The organism is Stutzerimonas sp. 21-1 (assembly GCF_056336065.1).
In genome coordinates this window covers 2,511,154-2,530,506 of the sequence record NZ_CM150500.1, presented here as the reverse complement: position 1 = coordinate 2,530,506, position 19,353 = coordinate 2,511,154, and the positions used below count along the sequence as shown (strand labels likewise).

The window sequence follows — 19,353 nt, the reverse complement described above, 5'->3', positions numbered from 1 at the left end:
GTTGGAAACTCATGTCGCCGCGTCTGACTTCTTCTTCCTCGGTTTGCGCGGCGCCGGCACCGGCATGAGCCGCGCCGTTTCGATCACCAGACGGCGTAGTTCGTCGGCATCGTCCAGCAGTTCGTCGGCCACCGGATAATTCTTGGCGCCGGGATACGGCGGGGCTTGCGGCAGATCCGGCGCAAGCGTCGCGGCCGCCGGCGAAGGCTTGATGAACAGGCTGTTGTCGCAGACGAAGGCAACGACCTTTTCATCCAGATAAAGGGCGTACTCGCCGAACATCTTCCGGTACGTCAGCCGGCTTCCCAGGCCTATCTGCTCCGCCACGTACAGCATGAAGTCTCTATCGGTGGCCATGCTCGCTCCGCTGTCTCGCCCGGGTATCAGGTCATGGAGGGTAGCGTGGAAAACCCGGCGTTTTCCACGCCAGGCCTGCATCACACCGGATCGGGCTCGGCCTGCCTCCGCTGCGTGCGGGGAGTGGGTGCCGCCACAGTCGCCTGCAGCCGCGCCACCAGCGCATCCACCTGACGCAGCGCTTCGGCCACCGAATTGGCCAGCAGCTCGCCACCGATTTCCTGGCCTTCGATGGCGATTTGATGGAGGCGGGTGATCCCAATAAAACCGAGCGCCGTGGCCAGGTTCGGCTCCAGGTGGTTCATGTGCGCCATCGCCTCGCCCGGGTTGAAACCGATGCCGCCACGGGCGGTAAGGATGACCGCGTGCCGCTCCCGATCCGCCAGCATGGGCACGTAGGGATCGAGCGGGTTGCTCTCGTCCATGCCGACCGTGCGGTTCAGGCGCACCACCTGATCGACCCAGGCCTTGAGCGCCGCCGGCATGCCGAAGTTGTAGAGCGGCGTGCCGATGACCAGCACATCGGCGGCCAGCAGTTCGTCCACCAGCCTGTCGCTTTCGGCCAGGGCACCCTTCATCCAGGGTTGTTGACGCTCCTCTGGCGTGAAGGCCGACGCGATCCAGTCGTGGCTGACGAAAGAGGGCGGATTCTGGCCGATGTCCCGGTAGGTCACGCCATCCTGCGGGCGACGCTCCAACCATTGACTGATGAAGCGCTGGCTGAGGTTGCGGCTGTGAGAACCGTGTTCGTCCTTGCCGGCAAGGCCGGGGCGGGCGCTGGCGTCGAGGTGCAGAAGGTGGGTCATGGCGAATCTCCTCTGTGAAAGAATTCATCTGTCATTCGCGGCAGAGTCAGCCTAGGGGCAGGCTCTACAGGCGACAAACGACGATTTCTTTCGAATACAGATGAGGAAAACTCAGCCATGGCGCACCGTTGGTTGCCCTCGCTCTCCGCCTTGCGTGCCTTCGAAGCGGCCGCCCGCCACGAAAGTGCCAAGCAGGCCGCGGAAGAGCTGTCCGTCACCGCCACGGCGATCAGCCACCAGATTCGTTCGCTGGAGGAATCCCTTGGCGTGGCTCTGTTTCTCCGCAAACCCCGCAAGCTGGAACTGACCGCGCAAGGGCGGGAGCTGCAACAGACGTTGGAAACGGCATTCGACAGCATCAGCGCTACGGTCGAACGCCTGAGCGCGAAGCCCTGCCGCCAGGCGATCACTCTCAGCACCACACCGGCCATCGCGGTGCGCTGGCTGGTGCCCTGGGTCTGCCTGCTACGCGATTCGCATCCAGATATTGATCTGCGCTTCCACACCTCCCACGAGCCGGTCGCGCTGGATGGTGTCACGGCAGATATCGCTATCCGCTACGGCGACGGACGCTGGCCGGGGCTGGTGGCGGAGAAGCTGTTCGACAACACCTTCGTCCCGGTCTGCAGTCCGCTGCTTGGTTTGCATTCTGCGGCGGACCTGCCCAAGCACTCGTTGATTCACTTTCGCGCGCAAGGCGCCGTTTCGTCTCCGCGCGATTGGGCGGCGTGGCAGAAGCTCGCCAACGTGCCGGGACTGGACGTCAGCGCCGGGCTGGTCTTCTCCGACGAGACCCACGCTATCTCCGCGGCCATCGGCGCGCAGGGTGTGGCGCTGATGAGCCGCCAGCTGATCGAGGACGAGCTGAGGGAAGGGCGGCTGGTACAGCCATTCGGGCCGGAGATGGAGGGCAAGCCGTTTCATCTCGTGTACCCGGAGAGCCGTCGGGATGACCCGACGGTTCGGGCGGTGAGGGAGTGGGTGATAGCTGTGCCGGGTGGGTTGTGTGAGTTGTAGCTTCGCGGATGCTTTTTGCGTCCGTGCCGCTGCTGTTTTACGGGCTGCTTGATGCATTGGTTCCGCCCTGCCGGGCGGGTCACTTTTGTCAGTCGCGACAAAAGTAACCAAAAACGCTTGCCCCTACATCCGGCCCTGCGCTTCGCTCCGGGTTCGTTTGCTCCATCGCCATTCCAGGGGCACGCCGCGAAGGGCCATCCCTGGCCCATCGCGGCTCTCGCGGCATCCATGCCGCTCAACCCCTTCCACGGCGATTCCGCTCACCCTCCTGAAAGGGGCGGTTGGTGTCGCCTGCCGGTTTATACAGAAGAAATAAATAATCCAAAGGACTCTCGGGCGACTCGGACTCCGTTCCCCGTCAGGAGGCCGAGTGGAGGTGTTGCGTAGGGGACGAGCCGCATGGATGCGGCGAGAGGCTTAAAGGGCCAAGGATGGCCCTTGTAAGCCGACCCCGGAGCAGCGCCGGAGCGAGGGAAGTCTGGCCACAGGCCAGACCCGGATGCCGGGGTGGCCTTCTCTTTGGTTACTTTCTCTTGGCCAGACAAGAGAAAGTGACTCGCCGTGCAAGGCGAAACCTGTCGGTGGGACCAAGGAACGCGTGGCGGGGGCGCGGAACGGCGAGCCAGCGGCAGAAAATAAATCTGTCCCCCTTTTTTCATGTCCCCTTTTTCATTTTTCCGGTTACTCGCTGCAGGTATTTCGGAAGATCAAGCCTTTGCTTTTATCAGGACAACGACAGAATTGGTGAAAGTTTCAGTATGTATTTGATCTCTGTCTAGGCCGCCTGGGGTAAGTTCGTCGATAGCTTTGCAAGCTTTGTTTAGGTTTTCTGTGAATATTTTATCGTCCCACAGGCTGTCAATGAACTTTTCTGTAACCTTAAGCATTTCCTTTGAGTTCATTTGAGAGGGGAAGCTGCCTACCATAAATAGTCTGGTTGCCATCAGAAGAAGAAATCTAGCTGGTTTGTACTTGGCATCAATTATTTGATTTCTAAAAGCGTAATCAATCTTGTAGTGCGCATATGCGCTTGCGTAGTAAGGTTCAAGTATATGATCCTTCCCGAAAATTTCTTTGCCTATGGATGATATTAATGTTGCATATCCTCTTTGGGTTCGGTGCGGCTTTTCTAGGTAAGTTGATGAGAATGCTCTAATAAGTGCTGTTTTGTTTATTATTCTGACTTTTTCGATGTCATCTACATGGTTGTATTGGCGAGTTCTTCTCTCGTAGAAGAGTTTTTTCTTTCCGTCGTAAGAAGAAAAAAGTGTCTCCAGTTTTTTCTGAAAGTCAGACACTGCGAGGAGTTCTTCTTCGGTAACTTGGGTTTGGCGATTTGTTGCCTTTGTTATAGCTGCGCTGATTTCATCATTTGTAGTTGAGACTAGTCGTAACGGGATGTAAGTTTTTTCTGTGATTTTATCTTTGAACAGATGGAGTACATGGCTTGTCTGGCAGCCGTTAACTATTTGATAGTCTTCGATGTGAAATTTATCACCTATGCGCTGAAGATATTTTGCAATTACGGTGACGCCGTTGTTCAAGATTGCAAATCTGGCATTTGGGTCAGGGTTTTCCAAGGTTTTACCAATTTCTTCATTGACAATATTAAGGTCTTGCCAGTCGCGTACATTATCGTTGAATACAGACTTTATTATCCCGCCGTTTTCATCTTCGATTAGCTTTAAGAATTCGTTTGCAGGAAGTGCCCCGATATATGCTTCGGTTACTCCAGGCATTTCAGGCATTGTAGCGTAGCGCTCGAATAAGATTTCCCTTTTTATAGTATTTTTTGTGCTGTTATAAAGGGAGTGGAGTTTGTCAGCATCTATGCACTCTATCTCAACTTTTCTAAATACGCCTAGCTTTGAGAGTTCTGTTTCAATTTTTTTTATTTTGATTTCGAAGGGTTTTTCGTTCTGATATTTTCCGGTGGTGGCGTAGTAGAGAAAACACTGCGGTTTTCCTCTTTTGAAAGATGAGCTTAGCTCAAATATTTTCTCAACAATTGCATGGGTCTTTTTTACGGATCCGCTATTCTCTTGGAATTCCGCATCGTTAAAGAAATCACGTGCACAGTCACCAAAGTGGCCTAATTTCTTTAAGTCGAATCCTTGAGATGTTTCCGATTGAACTAGTATGAAGGAGGCGTCAAGATACCCATTTATTTTCCTTAGCTCATCTATTTCTTCATGTGAGTTTACAAGTGATCCGTTAACTATTATGGCAATACCGTCTATGCCAATTTCACCTGATCCCCCTACTACGATATCTTGAGTGTCAATATTTTCATCGTAATGTTGTGATGTTAGGATGTAGGAGCAAAAATGCTCAAATGCTTTACTTTGATCAAGCTTTTGAAGGGAGTTGGCTTCTGTGAATTCTTTTAGTAGTGCCTTGGTGATTCTGTCCAATTGTGGTTCCTTGTTTTAAAAATAAAAGCCCCGCAATGCGGGGCTTTTTTAGTTTATTTGCTACCCCAACATCCATGTAAGGCACAGCTTTAAGTAGTAGCGTTCCCAGGATTCAATCCCAACTCAAAGCCCCACCCGTCTGATACTCAATAACCCGCGTCTCGAAGAAGTTCTTCTCCTTCTTCAGATCCATGATTTCGCTCATCCACGGGAACGGGTTAGTGGTGCCCGGATACTCTTCCTTCAACCCAATCTGCGTCAGACGACGGTTGGCGATGAACTTGAGGTAGTCCTCCATCATCGCGGCGTTCATACCGAGGACGCCACGGGGCATGGTGTCGCGGGCGTATTCGATTTCCAGTTGGGTGCCCTGGAGGATCATCTGGGTCGCTTCGTCCTTCATCTCGGCGTCCCACAGGTGCGGGTTCTCGATCTTGATCTGGTTGATCATGTCGATGCCGAAGTTCAGGTGCATGGACTCGTCACGCAGAATGTACTGGAACTGCTCGGCGGTGCCGGTCATCTTGTTGCGGCGGCCCATGGAGAGGATCTGGGTGAAGCCGCAGTAGAAGAAGATGCCTTCGAGTACGCAGTAGTAGGCGATGAGGTTGCGCAGGAACTGCTTGTCGGTCTCCGGGGTGCCGGTCTGGAAGGTCGGGTCGGAGATGGAACGGGTGTACTTGAGACCCCAGCTGGCCTTTTTCGCGACGCTCGGGATCTCGTGGTACATGTTGAAGATCTCGCCTTCATCCATGCCCAGCGATTCGATGCAGTACTGGTAGGCGTGGGTGTGGATCGCCTCTTCGAAGGCCTGGCGCAGGATGTATTGGCGGCACTCGGGGTTGGTGATCAGGCGGTAGGTGGCCAGCACGAGGTTGTTGGCGACCAGGCTGTCGGCGGTGGAGAAGAAGCCGAGGTTGCGCTTGACGATGCGGCGCTCGTCTTCGGAAAGGCCGTCCTTGCTCTTCCACAGGGCAATGTCGGCATTCATGTTCACTTCCTGCGGCATCCAGTGGTTGGCGCAACCATCCAGATACTTCTGCCAGGCCCAGTCGTACTTGAAGGGGACGAGCTGGTTGAGGTCGGCGCGGGCGTTGATCATGCGCTTTTCGTCGACGCGCACGCGGGCCGATTCGCCTTCCAGTTCGTTGAGGCCTTCGCGCACGTCCAGTTCGTCTAGCGCGCGCTTGGCGCGGGCCACGGCGTCGGAGTCATCAGCGGCAACGGCGCGGGCTTCTTCCACGGAACCGACGGCTTCGTTGTCCAGCTTGGCGGCGGTCTGGCTTGCAGGCTGCGCGGCAGCGGTGGCCGGCGCGGCGGTGGTGGTTTCTTCTTCGTCGAATTCGTCCCAGCTCAGCATGTGCGATTGCTCCTGATCGGGGACCGGGGCTTGGCCGGTCGGATGTATGGGTGGCTTTTGGTTTGCACGCAAAAGCGCGGAATCTGGTTTGGTGTTGCGCGCCATCGAGTGGGTAACGGTGGATGTGGAAAGCGACATCCACCCTACGAATCAGGCCACAACTCCCACTCGGTGTAAGGGCGGAGCTGGGCGAGTGAGCGCAAGGCGCCTGTCGAGTCGGAACCCCTGAGCGTACAGCTGTACGTGATGGGGTCCGGCTCGGCAGGCAACGCGGCGATCGCCGTCCAGATGCGTCCGCCTCCCTTTTGTTACTGGCAGGCTTCGCAGTCGGGGTTATCGATCGAACACGCCTGCGGCACCGGTGCCGGCTTCGGCTCAGCGCTGAGGCTCTCGTCGATCACCGAACTCACGGCATTCAGCTTGCCGGTGTTGATGGTGGACTTCTCGGTGCTGGTCGCGGCCAGGGCACGGAGGTAGTAGGTGGTCTTCAGACCGCGGTACCAGGCCATGCGGTAGGTCACGTCGAGCTTCTTGCCCGAGGCGCCGGCGATGTAGAGGTTCAGCGACTGGGCCTGGTCGATCCACTTCTGGCGGCGGCTGGCGGCGTCGACGATCCAGCGGGTTTCCACTTCGAAGGCGGTGGCGTACAGGTCTTTCAGATCCTGCGGGATGCGCTCGATCTGCTGCACGGAGCCGTCGTAGTACTTGAGGTCGTTGACCATCACCGGGTCCCACAGGCCGCGGGCCTTGAGGTCGTGGACCAGGTACGGGTTGATCACGGTGAATTCGCCGGACAGGTTCGATTTGACGTACAGGTTCTGGTACGTCGGCTCGATGGACTGCGACACGCCAACGATGTTGGAGATGGTCGCGGTCGGCGCGATGGCCATGATGTTGGAGTTGCGGATGCCTTTCTTCACGCGCTCGCGGATCGGTGCCCAGTCGAGGGATTCGGTCAGGTCGACGTCGATGTACTTCTGGCCACGGGCCTCGATGAGGATCTGCTGCGAATCCAGCGGCAGGATGCCCTTGGACCACAGCGAGCCGTCGAAGCTGGAGTAGGCGCCGCGCTCGTCGGCCAGGTCACAGGAGGCCTGGATGGCGAAGTAGCTGATGGCTTCCATGGACTTGTCGGCGAAGTCGATGGCGGCGTCGGAGCCGTAGGCGATGTGCTGCAGGTACAGCGCGTCCTGGAAGCCCATGATGCCCAGGCCCACCGGGCGGTGCTTGAAGTTGGCGTTCTGCGCCTGCGGCACGCTGTAGTAGTTGATGTCGATGACGTTATCGAGCATGCGCACGGCGGTGCGCACGGTGCGCTCCAGCTTGGCCGAATCCAGCTTGCCGTCGACGATGTGGTTGACCAGGTTGATCGAGCCCAGGTTGCAGACGGCGATCTCGTCCTTGTTGGTGTTCAGGGTGATCTCGGTGCACAGGTTCGAGCTGTGCACCACGCCGACGTGCTGCTGCGGGCTGCGCAGGTTGCACGGGTCCTTGAAGGTCAGCCACGGGTGGCCGGTCTCGAACAGCATCGAGAGCATTTTGCGCCACAGGTCCTTGGCCGGCAGGGTCTTGAACAGCTTGATCTTGCCGTACTTGGTCAGCTCCTCGTAGTACTCGTAACGCTCCTCGAAGGCGCGGCCGGTGAGGTCGTGCAGGTCCGGTACGTCGGAGGGGGAGAACAGGGTCCACTGGCCGTCGTCGAAGACGCGCTTCATGAACAGGTCCGGAATCCAGTTGGCGGTGTTCATGTCGTGGGTACGGCGACGGTCGTCACCGGTGTTCTTGCGCAGCTCGAGGAATTCCTCGATGTCCAGGTGCCAGGTTTCCAGGTAGGCGCAGACCGCGCCCTTGCGCTTGCCGCCCTGGTTGACCGCCACCGCGGTGTCGTTCACCACTTTCAGGAAGGGCACGACGCCCTGGGATTTGCCGTTGGTGCCCTTGATGTAGGCACCCAACGCGCGCACCGGGGTCCAGTCGTTGCCCAGGCCGCCGGCGAACTTGGAGAGCAGGGCGTTATCGCGGATGGCGTCGTAGATGCCGCCCAGGTCGTCCGGCACGGTGGTCAGGTAGCAGGAGGACAGCTGCGGACGCAGGGTGCCGGCGTTGAACAGGGTCGGCGTCGAGGCCATGTAGTCGAAGGACGACAGCAGGTTGTAGAACTCGATGGCGCGGGCTTCTTTCTGCTCTTCCTCGATGGCCAGGCCCATGGCCACGCGCATGAAGAAGATCTGCGGCAGTTCGAAGCGAATGTCGTTCTTGTGGATGAAGTAGCGGTCGTACAGGGTCTGCAGACCCAGGTAGGTGAACTGCTGGTCGCGCTCGTGGTTCAGTGCCGCGCCCAGCTTGGCCAGGTCGTAGCTCTTCAGCTTGGAATCGAGCAGTTCGAACTCGACGCCTTTCTCGATGTAGGCCGGCAGGGCCTTGGCGTAGAGGTCGGCCATCTCGTGATGGGTGGCGCTTTCGGCAACGCCGAGGAAGCCCAGGGCTTCGGCACGCAGGGTGTCCATCAGCAGGCGTGCGGTGACCTGGCTGTAGTTCGGCTCGCGCTCGACCAGGGTGCGGGCGGTCATCACCAGGGCGGTGTTGACGTCTTTCTCGGCCACGCCGTCGTAGAGGTTCTTCAGCGTCTCGCGCTCGATCAGTGCGCCATCGACTTCGGCCAGGCCTTCGCAGGCTTCGGCGATGATGGTTTGCAGGCGGCCCATGTCCAGCGGCTGCTGGCTGCCATCGGTACGGGTGACACGAATGCTTGGATGCGGCTGGGCGATGTCGCTGCCGGCGGCGGCGCTGGCGCTCTTGCGCTCCTGGGCGCGGGCTTCGCGGTAGATCACGTAGTCGCGGGCGACTTTCTGCTCGCCGGCGCGCATCAGGGCCAGTTCGACCTGGTCCTGGATTTCTTCGATATGGATGGTGCCGCCGGAGGGCATGCGGCGCTTGAAAGTGGCTGTGACTTGTTCGGTCAGGCGTGCGACGGTGTCATGGATGCGCGAGGAAGCGGAGGCGGAGCTGCCTTCCACGGCGAGAAAGGCCTTGGTGATGGCGACGGTGATCTTGTCGTCGGTGTAGGGCACGACGGTACCGTTGCGCTTGATCACGCGCAGCTGGCCCGGGGCGGTGGCCGCCAGATCCGGTGCATCGGCTGACAGCGGGTTCTCGCGAGTGGATGGGTTCTGCATGGGGGCTCCGGGTCTCTCTTGGTCGCGGTAATGGGGCTGGTTGGGCTTGTGCCCGCAAGGTTGGTTCGGGTCGAGCGTTGCTGTTCGGTTGGCGCCAATGACGTCGGTCAAGGGCGCAAGAATGTCGGGAAGAATAGCGTCGTGAAAAACACTGTCAACACAATATCTAGTGTCTGTTGATCTGGTCGGTACTATCGGTGCGAGCGGTCGGGGATGGCAGGCTGTCGCGCAGAGCCTGGCATCTCAGCGGCGCATGCGGCTCTGCTCAAGCGCCCGTTGGCGAGTTGCAGGCCGAAGGAAGGTGACAAGTGGCGTCGCCAAGCGATTTGTGTCTCTGGTTGAGTTAAACCCCAAGATATGGGGTTCTGGCTGCGAGGGGGCGACACCTTAATGCCGCTGGCGCGCCTTTGCAACCGGCCTTCTCTGAACAAGCTGTGGATAAGATGTGGGTGTTTTGTGGGTTAAAAAGCACTCCGCCAGGCAAACCCCCGTGCCATCGAAGCTAGCCCCGGAGGCGGAAAAAAGACGGGTCGACCGCGCCACTCGTCGTGCCGACGCGAAAAGCGGCCATCACTATATGTTGTGTTTGTGACAGGCGGGTTCTGCAGGCTCTTTCCCCGACGCGGTTGGGTACAATGCGCCGGCGTTCGGATCGGTCTGGCAGTGTCGGCGGAGGCATCAATGGAGCAGGAAACGTGGCGAATCCTCATCGTCGAGGATGATCGGCGGCTGGCGGAGTTGACTCAGGAATACCTGCAGGGCGATGGCGCGTTCGAGGTGTCCATCGAGGCCGATGGCGCGCGCGCGGTCGAGCGCATCGTCAGCGAGCGTCCCGATCTGGTGGTGCTCGACCTGATGCTGCCCGGCGAGGACGGCATGTCCATCTGCCGGCGCGCGCGTGAACAGTATGACGGGCCGATTCTCATGCTCACCGCACGGGCCGATGACCTGGACCAGGTGCTGGGCCTGGAAACCGGCGCCGACGACTATGTCTGCAAGCCGGTGCGCCCGCGCCTGTTGCTGGCGCGCATCCGCGCGTTGCTGCGGCGGCGCGAAACGCCGGAAGCGGCGGGCAGCGCCAAGCGCCTGCAGTTCGGCCCGCTGGTGGTCGACAGCGCGTTGCGCGAGGCCTGGCTGCGTGAAAAGCAGATCGAGCTGACCGGAGCCGAATTCGACCTGCTCTGGCTGCTGACCTCCAACGCCGGCCGCATCCTCTCGCGCGAGGAAATCTTCGCCCAGCTGCGCGGCATCGAATACGACGGCCAGGACCGCTCCATCGACGTGCGCATCTCCCGCATCCGGCCGAAGATCGGTGACGACCCGGAGCATCCGCGTCTGATCAAGACCGTGCGCGGCAAGGGCTATCTGTTCGTCTCCGAAGCCGCCGAGGCGCTGGCCTGACGTGCGGCGCCCGCAGAGCGCTGTCTGAATGAATTCGATCTTCCTGCGCATCTATGGCGGCGTGCTGGCGGTGCTGGTGCTGGTGGCGCTGCTTGGCGCCGGCGGCCTGCAGCTGCTCAACGAGGTGCGTGCCGATGCGCACCGCGAGCGTCTGGCCGGCGGCACTTTCCGTTTGATGGCGCACAACATGAGCAGCATGACCCCGGTTGAGCGGCGCCAGGCGGCCAACCTCTGGGGGCGCCTGCTGGGCATTCCGTTGCGGGTGCGCACGCTGGATGACGTCGATCTCGAAGACCGTCTGGAAGCCCGCCTGCTGCGTGGCCAAGTGCTGGTCGAACAGCTGCGCCCGCAGAGCACCACGGTGTTCAGCCTGGTCAGCGCCCGCGACGGGCTGGTACTCACCGGCGAGGTCGAGCAGGTCAGCGAACAGCTGGCACGGGCGACCATCTACCTGCTGATCGACGAGCTGATCCGCTTTCCCGAGAACGAGCAGCCGCGGCATCTGGCCGAACTCAAGGAAGCGCGCGGCTTCGGCTATCCGCTGCAACTGCTAACGCGCGACAGTGCCAACCTCGACGACGATCAGCGCCGGCGCCTCGACGAGGGCGACACGGTGATGGCGCTGGATCAGGGCGGCGGCGCCATCCGCGTGTTCGCCGCCGTCGCCGGTACGTCGTGGATCATGCAGCTCGGCCCGCTGTATCCGCTGGATGCCTATCCGCCGCATCTGCTGCTGCTGATCGGCCTGCTCGGCCTGTCGCTGATCGGTCTGACCGTCTACCTGCTGGTGCGCCAGCTGGAGCAGCGCCTCAGCGTGCTGGAGGCGGCGGCCACGCGCATCGCCAGCGGCAACCTGAGCGCGCACGTGCCCGATGCCGGCAGCGACTCGGTGGGGCGTCTGGCAACCGCGTTCAACCTCATGGCCAGGCAGCTGCAGCGCCTGCTGGCGGTGCAGCGCGAGATGGTCAGCGCGGTCGCGCATGAACTGCGCACGCCGGTGGCGCGCCTGCGCTTCGGCCTGGAAATGAGCGCCGACGCGCAGAGCGACGAGGCGCGGCGCAAGCATCTGGCCGGCATGGATGCCGATATCGACGATCTCGACCGGCTGGTGGACGAGATGCTGGTGTACACCCGCCTGGAGCAGGGACTGCCGACGCTGAAGTTCGCGCCGGTGGACCTGGAGGCGCTGGTCGATCAGGTCATCGGCGAGCTGGCGCCGCTGCGTCCGGCGATTCGCATCGAGCGTGGCCGTTGCGTGCCGGCGGCGGACGGCAGCAGCCGCGCCGACGCCGAGCTGCAATACCTGCGCCGGGCGCTGAGCAACCTGATCAGCAACGCGGCCCGCCATGCCGAAACCCAGGTGCGGGTGAGCTACGCCTTCGACGCCGGGCAGGTCTGGCTGCGCGTCGAGGACGACGGCCCCGGCGTGCCGGAGGCGGACTGGGAGCGCGTGTTCACTCCCTTCCTGCGCCTGGACGACAGCCGTACGCGGGCTTCCGGCGGGCACGGGCTGGGGCTTTCCATCGTGCGGCGGATCATCTACTGGCACGGCGGCCGCGCGCTGATCGGCCGCAGCGAACTGGGTGGCGCCTGTTTCAGCCTGCGCTGGCCCAGTCGCCACCCGCCGCGGGTGGGCGAGGCCTGAGCGCGTCGGTCAGGCGGGAATGCTCACCAGCGTCAGCAGATGGTCGTCGAATGCACTGAACTGGCCTTCCAGCTCGGCGCCGTGGCGCCATTGCGCCGACAGTTCGGTGAGCAGGCGCAGGCGCGCGAAGCCGCTGGCGTCGCAGGCGACCAGCTCGGCGTCGTGGAAATAGAAGCGCCGCTTGACCAGCGGGTAGAGCGCCTTGAACAGGCTTTCCTTCAGCGAGAACGTCAGCGTCACCCGTTGCGCGCGCTGCGCGGCGGGTAGCGCGGCGTAGCCCTGCAATTCGTCTGCGGTGAGGATCTCGCTGGCCAGCCGGTCGGCCCGTTCGGGCTCCAGTTGATGTTCGACATCCAGCCCCAGGCCGCGCCAGGTCTGCTGGTGCGCGACCACCACGCCGGCCCAGCCGGCACCGTGGGTGATCGAGCCGACCACACCGGCTGGCCAGCATGGCGAGCGATCCGCCGCGACCGCCGGCACCGCTGGCGCGCCGGTCAGTCGTTGCAGCGCCTGGCGGGCGCACAGCCGACCGGCGAGGAATTCCGCCTGGCGCTTGCTCACGCCTCGCGGTGTCGGGATGTCCCAGCGCGGAAAGTCTTTGGGATCGAGCAACGCCGGATCGAAGCGCGTGCTCAGCAGATGCACGCCGGCCAACGCGCGGGGCAGCGGCCAGCGGTCATCCAGGGCAGTGCAGCAGCGGGGCAGGGGTGGGTGCGCGTTCATGCCGCGCATTGTGCCTCAAGCACGCCGCTCGCGCGCGCGGCTGCCGGCCTGCTAGGGTGAACGGCATTGCCAGACAGGGAGAAAGCGATGTTCGAATCCGCCGAGATTGGCCACGCGGTCGACAAGGCCACCTACGACGCCGAAGTACCGGTGCTGCGCGAAGCGCTGCTGCAGGCGCAGTACCGGCTGCGCGAGCAGGCGCGCTTTCCGGTGCTGATTCTGATCAACGGTATCGAAGGCGCCGGTAAGGGCGAGACGGTCAAGCTGCTCAACGAGTGGATGGACCCGCGGCTGATCACCGTCGAGAGCTTCGAGGTGCCCAGCGACGAAGAGCTGTCGCATCCGCCAGCCTGGCGTTACTGGCGGCGCCTGCCGCCGAAGGGGCACACCGGCATCTTCTTCGGCGACTGGTACAGCAAGATGCTCGAAGACCGCGTGCACGGGCGCCTCGACAAGGCCGAGCTGGAGCTGGCCATCGCCCGCGCGCAACGGCTGGAGCGCCTGCTCTGCGACGAAGGCACGCTGATCTTCAAGTTCTGGTTCCACCTGTCCAAGACGCAGATGAAGGCGCGCCTGGATTCGCTCAAGGACGACCCGCTGCACAGCTGGCGCATCAGCCCGCTGGACTGGCAGCAATCGAAGACCTACGACAAGTTCGTGCGTTACGGCGAGCAGGTGCTGCGCCGCAGCAGCCGCGACTTCGCGCCCTGGTACGTGATCGAGGGCGTCGACGAGCGTTACCGCAGCCTGGCGGTCGGTCGCCTGCTGCTCGAGGGTTTGCAGGCCGCGCTGGCAGCGGCGGAGCAGCCCGTTAATGGCATCTCGCATCCCCATTCAGCGCCGCTCGCGCTGGACCTCGACCGCCTGACGCTGCTCGGCAGCCTCGACCTCAGCCAGAAGCTCGACAAGGAGAGCTATCAGCTGCAGCTCGCCGAGGAACAGGCGCGCCTGTCGCGGCTGCTGCGCGATCGACGCATACGCAAGCGTGGCGTGCTGGCGCTGTTCGAGGGCCACGATGCGGCCGGCAAGGGTAGCGCCATCCGCCGCGTCACCGGGGCGCTCGATCCGCGTCTGTACCGTACCGTGCAGATCGCCGCGCCGAGCGAGGACGAGCGCGCCCAGCCGTGGCTGTGGCGCTTCTGGCGCAGCGTGCCGGAACGCGGCAAGTTCACCATCTTCGACCGCTCCTGGTATGGCCGCGTGCTGGTCGAGCGCGTCGAGGACTTCTGCACGCCGGACGAGTGGTTGCGCGCCTACAGCGAGATCAACGACTTCGAGGAACAGCTGGTGGACGCCGGCGTGGTGCTGGTGAAGTTCTGGCTGTCGATCGATCAGGACACCCAGCTCGAACGCTTCAAGGAGCGCGAAGAAACGCCCTTCAAGCGCTTCAAGATCACCGAGGAAGACTGGCGCAACCGCGAGAAGTGGGACGCCTACGCCGGCGCCGTGGCCGACATGGTCGACCGTACCAGCACCGAGATCGCGCCCTGGACGCTGGTCGAGGCCAACGACAAGCGCTTCGCCCGGGTCAAGGTGCTGCGCACACTCAACGAGGCGCTGGAGGCCGCCATCGCCCGGTAACGGCAGCGCACGATGGTCATGCATAGGCGGGCTGAATGGTCATCGTCAGCGCCGCGCGGCCACCTCTATGCTCGGCTCAACGCCAACAACAAGATCACCGAGGTGAGCCATGCGTGAAGTGGTAATCGTCGACAGCGTGCGGACCGGCCTGGCCAAGTCCTTCCGCGGCAAATTCAACATGACCCGTCCCGACGACATGGCGGCGCATTGTGTCGATGCGCTGCTTGCGCGCAACGGCCTCGATCCGCGGCTGGTCGAGGACTGCATCGTCGGCGCCGGCTCCAACGAGGGCGCGCAGGGCTACAACATCGGCCGCAACGTCGCGGTGCTGTCGGGGTTGGGCATCGACTGCCCAGGCATGACGCTCAACCGTTACTGCTCGTCGGGCCTGCAGGCCATCGCCATCGCCGCCAACCAGATCGCCTCCGGCTGCAGCGACGTGATCGTCGCCGGCGGGGTTGAGTCGATCACCCTCACGGCCAAGAGCCGCAACACCGACCACCTCTACAACCCTGTCATTCAGGAGCGGGTGCCGGGCATCTACCACAGCATGGGGCAGACCGCCGAACTGGTCGCCCGTCGCTACAACGTCACCCGTGAGCAGCAGGACCGCTACGCACTGCAGAGCCAGCAGCGCACGGCGCGTGCGCAGGCCGAGGGCCTGTTCGTTGACGAGATCGTGCCGATGCAGGTGCGCTATTTCACCGAGGACAAGGCCACCGGCGAGCGGACCGAGCACGACGGCGTGGTCGATCGCGACGACTGCAACCGCCCGGATACCAGCTACGAGAGCCTGGCGGGACTCAAGCCGGCATTCGCCGACGATGGTTCAGTGACCGCCGGCAACGCCTCGCAGCTCTCCGATGGCGCCTCGATGACCCTGGTGATGAGCCTGCAGAAGGCCATCGAACTGGGCCTCAAGCCGCGTGCGTTCTTCCGTGGTTTCACCGTCGCTGGCTGCGAGCCGGAGGAGATGGGCATCGGTCCGGTGTATTCGGTGCCGCGTCTGCTCAAGGCCAATGGGCTGAAGATCGACGATATCGACCTCTGGGAACTCAACGAAGCCTTCGCCTCGCAGTGCCTGTATTGCCGCGACAAGCTGGAAATCGACAACGAGAAGTTCAACGTCAACGGCGGTTCGATTTCCATCGGCCACCCGTTCGGCATGACCGGCTCGCGTACCGCCGGCCACCTGATCCGCGAACTGCAACGACGCAACCTGCGTTACGGCGTGGTGACCATGTGCGTCGGCGGCGGCATGGGCGCTTCCGGGCTGTTCGAAGCGGTGCGCTGAGGGAGAGGCGTTCTGGCAAATCGGTGGATGGCTGCGGCCATCCACCCTACGCGCCGACCGGATTCCGTAGGGTGGATAACCGCGCAGCGTTATCCACCGGCGGAGACGCCGGCCGCATCAGGCAAGCCTGCTCAGCCCTGCTTGCCGGCTTCCAGCATGCTCTCCGGGCGCACCCACTGGTCGAACTCCTCGTCGGTCAGGTAGCGCAGCTCCAGCGCCGCCTCGCGCAGCGTCTTGTTCTCGGCGTAGGCCTTCTTGGCGATTTCCGCGGCCTTGTCGTAGCCGATGTGTGGGTTCAGCGCGGTGACCAGCATCAGCCCGCGCTCCAGGTGCTCGGCCATGCGCGTCGCGTCCGGCTCCAGCCCCACCACGCAGTGCGTGTTGAAGTTGCGGCAGCCATCGGCCAGCAGGCGGATCGATTGCAGCAGGTTGTGGATGATCACTGGCTTGAACACGTTGAGTTGCAGATGGCCCTGGCTGGCGGCGAAACCGATGGTCACGTCGTTGCCCATGACCTGGCAGGCGAGCATCGACAGCGCCTCGCACTGGGTCGGGTTGACCTTGCCGGGCATGATCGAACTGCCAGGCTCGTTGGCCGGTAGCCGCACTTCGGCGAAGCCGCCACGCGGGCCGGAGCCGAGCAGGCGCAGGTCGTTGGCGATTTTCATCAACGCCACGGCGAGGGTTTTCAGCGCGCCGGACAGCGCCACCAGCGGTTCGTGGCCCGCCAGTGCGGCGAACTTGTTCGGCGCCGAGACGAAGGGTAGCCCCGACAGCGCCGCCAGTTCCGCCGCAATGGCCTCGGCGAAGCCGTGCGGCGCATTCAGCCCGGTACCCACTGCGGTGCCGCCCTGGGCCAGCTCGTAGACCGCCGGCAAGGTTTGGCGAATCGCGCGCTCGGCGATATCCAACTGGGCGACGAAGGCCGACAGCTCCTGGCCGAACGTAATCGGCGTGGCGTCCATCATGTGCGTGCGACCGGTCTTGACCAGCTTGCCGTAGCGCGCGGCCTGCTCGGCGAGTCCGCCGGACAGCTCGGCGATGGCCGGCAGCAGCTGGTCATGGATCGCCTTCGCGGTGGCGATGTGCATCGCCGTGGGGAAGCAGTCGTTGGAACTCTGCGCACGGTTGACGTGATCGTTGGGGTGCACCGGGCTCTTGCCGCCGCGAGTGCCGCCGGCCAACTCGTTGGCGCGCCCGGCGATCACCTCGTTGACGTTCATGTTGCTCTGCGTGCCGCTGCCGGTCTGCCAGACCACCAGCGGGAACTGGTCATCATGCTGGCCGTGCAGCACTTCGTCGGCAGCCTGCTCGATCAGTCGGGCGACGTCAGGCGGCAGGTCGCCGATGCGGTTATTGACGCGCGCGGCGGCCTTCTTGATCAGCGCCAGCGCGTGCAGCACGGCCAACGGCATGCGCTGGTCGCCAATGGCGAAGTTGATCAGCGAGCGCTGCGTCTGCGCCCCCCAGTAGGCCTGCTCGGGTACCTCGATCGGGCCCAGACTGTCGGTTTCAGTGCGTGTCATGCCGTGCTCCTGATAAGTGATCGAAGGTTAGGCTGCCGGGCGGCACGACGGGTTCCGTGCGGCGGGGCCGGTTCTTGAGGCATTGGAACTCCCGGCGCAGAATGTGTCCATTGAGGGCTACCTATCGCCCACTCAGGAAAAATCCAATGTCCATGTTGCGTATTTTCAGCGTCTGCACTGCCCTCATGCTTTCCCTTGCCAGCGTCGCGGTTAACGCCGATCAGGCCAGCCATGCGCGCAATGCCGAGCGCTTCCTGCAGCTGGCCAACGCCGATCGGCTCGCCGTGCCGGTGTATGCCCAGGTGCAGCAGATGTTTGCCCAGCGCTTCGCCGAAACCCAGGCGCCGGAGAACAAGAAGGCGTTGCTCGAGCGCTATCAGGCCAAAGCCGATACGGCGCTGGACAAGGCCATCGGCTGGAAGAAGCTCGAACCCGAGCTGGTCAACCTCTACACCTCGCAGTTCACCGAGCAGGAGCTGGTCGGGCTGATCGAATTCTACGAATCGCCGCTGGGCAAGAAGATGCTCGACAAGCTGCCGGAGCTCAACGCGCGTTCGGCCCAGCTGACGCAGAAGAAGCTCGAAGCCGCCGTGCCGGAAGTGAACAAGCTGTTGGCCGAGATGACGGCCGAACTCGATACCCAGAAGCCCTGATGGAGCCAGAATGTCCAAGCTCGAACTGATCCAGAACGCCCTGCAGGCGCTCGAACCGCAGCACCTCGAAGTGTTCGACGAGAGCCACATGCACAGCCGCGGTCGTGAAACCCACTACAAGGCGGTGATCGTCAGCCCGCAGTTCGCCGGGCTGAATTCGGTCAAGCGTCATCAGAAGGCCTACGCCGCCATGGGCGAGCTGATGCCGCAGGTGCACGCGCTAGCGCTGCACACCTATACCCCCGAGGAGTGGGCACAGCAGAACGCCGTGCCGGCCTCGCCGGTGTGCGCCGGCGGGCACAAGTAACCTCGCCGAGGTCGTTCGGCGCCTGCGAGCGCGCCAGCGGCGACTTGTTTGCTAGAATCCGCACCCCGCGCCGGCTCACGCCGGCGCTTTCGTTTCGCTGTCCCGTCCGCCCTTTGCGAGGGCGACCACCGGAGGAAATCGGCATGACTGCGAAGATCGTCGTCGCGGCGCTGTACAAATTCGTCGCCCTGCCGGACTACGTCGCGCTGCGCCAGCCGCTGCTCGACACGCTCACCGCCCACGGCATTCGCGGCACGCTGCTGCTGGCCGAGGAGGGTATCAATGGCACCGTTTCCGGCAGCCGCGCGGCGATCGATGCGCTGCTCGCCTGGTTCGCCCGCGACCCACGGCTGGCCGATATCGACCACAAGGAGTCGTACTGCGACGAGCAGCCGTTCTACCGCACCAAGGTCAAGCTGAAGAAGGAAATCGTCACCCTCGGCGTGCCCGGGGTCGATCCCAACCAGCGCGTCGGCACCTACGTCGAACCGAAAGACTGGAACGCGCTGGTCGACGATCCCGAGGTGCTGCTGATCGACACGCGCAACGACTACGAAGTCGCCATCGGTACCTTCGCGGGTGCGGTCGATCCCAAGACCGCCTCCTTCCGCGAGTTTCCCGAGTACATCAAGGCGCATTACGACCCGGCCCGGCACAAGAAGGTGGCGATGTTCTGCACCGGCGGCATCCGCTGCGAGAAGGCGTCGAGCTACATGCTCGGCGAGGGCTTCGAGGAGGTCTATCACCTCAAGGGCGGCATCCTCAAATACCTGGAAGAGGTGCCCGAAGCCGAGAGCCGCTGGCGTGGCGACTGCTTCGTGTTCGACAACCGCGTGACCGTGCGGCATGACCTGTCGGCCGGCGATTTCGACCTGTGCCACGCCTGCCGTCAGCCGATCTCCGTGGAAGACCGCCAGTCCCCGCACTACGCTGCCGGTATCAGCTGCCCGCACTGCTGGGACAGCCTGAGCGAGAAGACCCGCGCCAGCGCCCGCGAACGGCAGAAGCAGATCGAACTGGCGCGTCAGCGCAACCAGCCGTCGCCCATCGGCCGCGACCCGCGGCAACCGGACGCATGACCACCGCGGCGATG

At 62.6% G+C, this 19,353-nt stretch carries 15 protein-coding genes; 8 read left to right on the top strand and 7 right to left on the bottom strand.

The annotated features are described in order from the left end of the window. Positions 1 to 9: 9 nt before the first annotated feature. Both AC0ZJQ_RS12190 and AC0ZJQ_RS12185 read right to left on the bottom strand, forming a co-directional pair. Positions 10 to 357, bottom strand: a complete 348-nt coding sequence (locus AC0ZJQ_RS12190; protein ID WP_476476738.1) for a TfoX/Sxy family protein — start codon at positions 355 to 357, stop codon at positions 10 to 12. An 80-nt stretch (positions 358 to 437) separates the two neighbouring features. Continuing rightward, a complete protein-coding gene (locus tag AC0ZJQ_RS12185; protein ID WP_476476737.1) occupies positions 438 to 1,163 on the bottom strand; it encodes an FMN-dependent NADH-azoreductase in 726 nt (241 codons plus the stop codon). 117 nt (positions 1,164 to 1,280) lie between these two features. Between AC0ZJQ_RS12185 and gcvA the strand changes: the two genes are divergently transcribed. Continuing rightward, the gene (gene gcvA / locus AC0ZJQ_RS12180; RefSeq protein ID WP_476476736.1) at positions 1,281 to 2,180 is read left to right on the top strand and encodes a transcriptional regulator GcvA; all 900 of its coding nucleotides are present in this window, start codon (positions 1,281 to 1,283) and stop codon (positions 2,178 to 2,180) included. A gap of 707 nt (positions 2,181 to 2,887) precedes the next feature. Here the strand turns inward: gcvA and AC0ZJQ_RS12175 are convergent. The 3 genes from AC0ZJQ_RS12175 to AC0ZJQ_RS12165 form a co-directional block, all read right to left on the bottom strand. After that, on the bottom strand, positions 2,888 to 4,594 hold the full coding sequence (locus tag AC0ZJQ_RS12175) for an AIPR family protein (RefSeq protein WP_476476735.1): 1,707 nt from the start codon (positions 4,592 to 4,594) through the stop codon (positions 2,888 to 2,890). Between the two features lie 112 nt (positions 4,595 to 4,706). Then, complete coding sequence (locus tag AC0ZJQ_RS12170; protein ID WP_476476734.1) at positions 4,707 to 5,954, bottom strand: ribonucleotide-diphosphate reductase subunit beta; 1,248 nt, start codon at positions 5,952 to 5,954, stop codon at positions 4,707 to 4,709. 308 nt (positions 5,955 to 6,262) lie between these two features. Beyond that, the gene (locus AC0ZJQ_RS12165) at positions 6,263 to 9,130 is read right to left on the bottom strand and encodes a ribonucleoside-diphosphate reductase subunit alpha (protein WP_476476733.1); all 2,868 of its coding nucleotides are present in this window, start codon (positions 9,128 to 9,130) and stop codon (positions 6,263 to 6,265) included. Positions 9,131 to 9,811: 681 nt separating this feature from the next. On the opposite strand from AC0ZJQ_RS12165, the gene AC0ZJQ_RS12160 reads away from it, so the two are divergent. Both AC0ZJQ_RS12160 and AC0ZJQ_RS12155 read left to right on the top strand, forming a co-directional pair. Beyond that, entirely contained in the window at positions 9,812 to 10,531 is a 720-nt protein-coding gene (locus AC0ZJQ_RS12160) for a winged helix-turn-helix domain-containing protein (protein ID WP_008570295.1), read from the top strand. A gap of 28 nt (positions 10,532 to 10,559) precedes the next feature. Next, positions 10,560 to 12,176 carry an ATP-binding protein gene (locus AC0ZJQ_RS12155; RefSeq protein ID WP_476476732.1) on the top strand — a complete coding sequence of 539 codons (1,617 nt, stop codon included), beginning with the start codon at positions 10,560 to 10,562 and terminating at the stop codon, positions 12,174 to 12,176. 9 nt (positions 12,177 to 12,185) lie between these two features. Here the strand turns inward: AC0ZJQ_RS12155 and AC0ZJQ_RS12150 are convergent, their stop codons facing one another. Then, positions 12,186 to 12,899 carry a 4'-phosphopantetheinyl transferase family protein gene (locus AC0ZJQ_RS12150; RefSeq protein WP_476477776.1) on the bottom strand — a complete coding sequence of 238 codons (714 nt, stop codon included), beginning with the start codon at positions 12,897 to 12,899 and terminating at the stop codon, positions 12,186 to 12,188. Between the two features lie 87 nt (positions 12,900 to 12,986). On the opposite strand from AC0ZJQ_RS12150, the gene pap reads away from it, so the two are divergent. Then, the gene (gene pap / locus AC0ZJQ_RS12145) at positions 12,987 to 14,480 is read left to right on the top strand and encodes a polyphosphate:AMP phosphotransferase (protein WP_476476731.1); all 1,494 of its coding nucleotides are present in this window, start codon (positions 12,987 to 12,989) and stop codon (positions 14,478 to 14,480) included. Positions 14,481 to 14,589: 109 nt separating this feature from the next. Beyond that, positions 14,590 to 15,774 (top strand): thiolase family protein, encoded by a 1,185-nt coding sequence (locus AC0ZJQ_RS12140; protein ID WP_476476730.1) that lies wholly within the window; start codon positions 14,590 to 14,592, stop codon positions 15,772 to 15,774. Positions 15,775 to 15,905: 131 nt separating this feature from the next. Here AC0ZJQ_RS12140 and AC0ZJQ_RS12135 read toward each other — a convergent pair whose 3' ends face one another. Further along, positions 15,906 to 17,300, bottom strand: a complete 1,395-nt coding sequence (locus tag AC0ZJQ_RS12135) for a class II fumarate hydratase (RefSeq protein ID WP_476476729.1) — start codon at positions 17,298 to 17,300, stop codon at positions 15,906 to 15,908. A gap of 185 nt (positions 17,301 to 17,485) precedes the next feature. Between AC0ZJQ_RS12135 and AC0ZJQ_RS12130 the strand changes: the two genes are divergently transcribed. The 3 genes from AC0ZJQ_RS12130 (at position 17,486) to trhO (ending at position 19,339) form a co-directional block, all read left to right on the top strand. Continuing rightward, entirely contained in the window at positions 17,486 to 17,953 is a 468-nt protein-coding gene (locus AC0ZJQ_RS12130; RefSeq protein WP_476477775.1) for a DUF2059 domain-containing protein, read from the top strand. Positions 17,954 to 17,963: 10 nt separating this feature from the next. After that, the gene (locus tag AC0ZJQ_RS12125) at positions 17,964 to 18,260 is read left to right on the top strand and encodes a BolA family protein (protein ID WP_008570287.1); all 297 of its coding nucleotides are present in this window, start codon (positions 17,964 to 17,966) and stop codon (positions 18,258 to 18,260) included. A 143-nt stretch (positions 18,261 to 18,403) separates the two neighbouring features. Next, positions 18,404 to 19,339 (top strand): oxygen-dependent tRNA uridine(34) hydroxylase TrhO, encoded by a 936-nt coding sequence (gene trhO / locus AC0ZJQ_RS12120; RefSeq protein WP_476476728.1) that lies wholly within the window; start codon positions 18,404 to 18,406, stop codon positions 19,337 to 19,339. Positions 19,340 to 19,353: the final 14 nt, after the last annotated feature.

What these genes read in the sequence shown, in the direction of transcription:
- AC0ZJQ_RS12190 (WP_476476738.1), bottom strand. Translation starts at nt 357, where the DNA reads ATGGCCACCGATAGAGACTTCATGCTGTACGTGGCGGAGCAGATAGGC.
- AC0ZJQ_RS12185 (WP_476476737.1), bottom strand. Translation starts at nt 1,163, where the DNA reads ATGACCCACCTTCTGCACCTCGACGCCAGCGCCCGCCCCGGCCTTGCC.
- gcvA (WP_476476736.1), top strand. Translation starts at nt 1,281, where the DNA reads ATGGCGCACCGTTGGTTGCCCTCGCTCTCCGCCTTGCGTGCCTTCGAA.
- AC0ZJQ_RS12170 (WP_476476734.1), bottom strand. Translation starts at nt 5,954, where the DNA reads ATGCTGAGCTGGGACGAATTCGACGAAGAAGAAACCACCACCGCCGCG.
- AC0ZJQ_RS12165 (WP_476476733.1), bottom strand. Translation starts at nt 9,130, where the DNA reads ATGCAGAACCCATCCACTCGCGAGAACCCGCTGTCAGCCGATGCACCG.
- AC0ZJQ_RS12160 (WP_008570295.1), top strand. Translation starts at nt 9,812, where the DNA reads ATGGAGCAGGAAACGTGGCGAATCCTCATCGTCGAGGATGATCGGCGG.
- AC0ZJQ_RS12155 (WP_476476732.1), top strand. Translation starts at nt 10,560, where the DNA reads ATGAATTCGATCTTCCTGCGCATCTATGGCGGCGTGCTGGCGGTGCTG.
- AC0ZJQ_RS12150 (WP_476477776.1), bottom strand. Translation starts at nt 12,899, where the DNA reads ATGAACGCGCACCCACCCCTGCCCCGCTGCTGCACTGCCCTGGATGAC.
- pap (WP_476476731.1), top strand. Translation starts at nt 12,987, where the DNA reads ATGTTCGAATCCGCCGAGATTGGCCACGCGGTCGACAAGGCCACCTAC.
- AC0ZJQ_RS12140 (WP_476476730.1), top strand. Translation starts at nt 14,590, where the DNA reads ATGCGTGAAGTGGTAATCGTCGACAGCGTGCGGACCGGCCTGGCCAAG.
- AC0ZJQ_RS12135 (WP_476476729.1), bottom strand. Translation starts at nt 17,300, where the DNA reads ATGACACGCACTGAAACCGACAGTCTGGGCCCGATCGAGGTACCCGAG.
- AC0ZJQ_RS12130 (WP_476477775.1), top strand. Translation starts at nt 17,486, where the DNA reads ATGCTTTCCCTTGCCAGCGTCGCGGTTAACGCCGATCAGGCCAGCCAT.
- AC0ZJQ_RS12125 (WP_008570287.1), top strand. Translation starts at nt 17,964, where the DNA reads ATGTCCAAGCTCGAACTGATCCAGAACGCCCTGCAGGCGCTCGAACCG.
- trhO (WP_476476728.1), top strand. Translation starts at nt 18,404, where the DNA reads ATGACTGCGAAGATCGTCGTCGCGGCGCTGTACAAATTCGTCGCCCTG.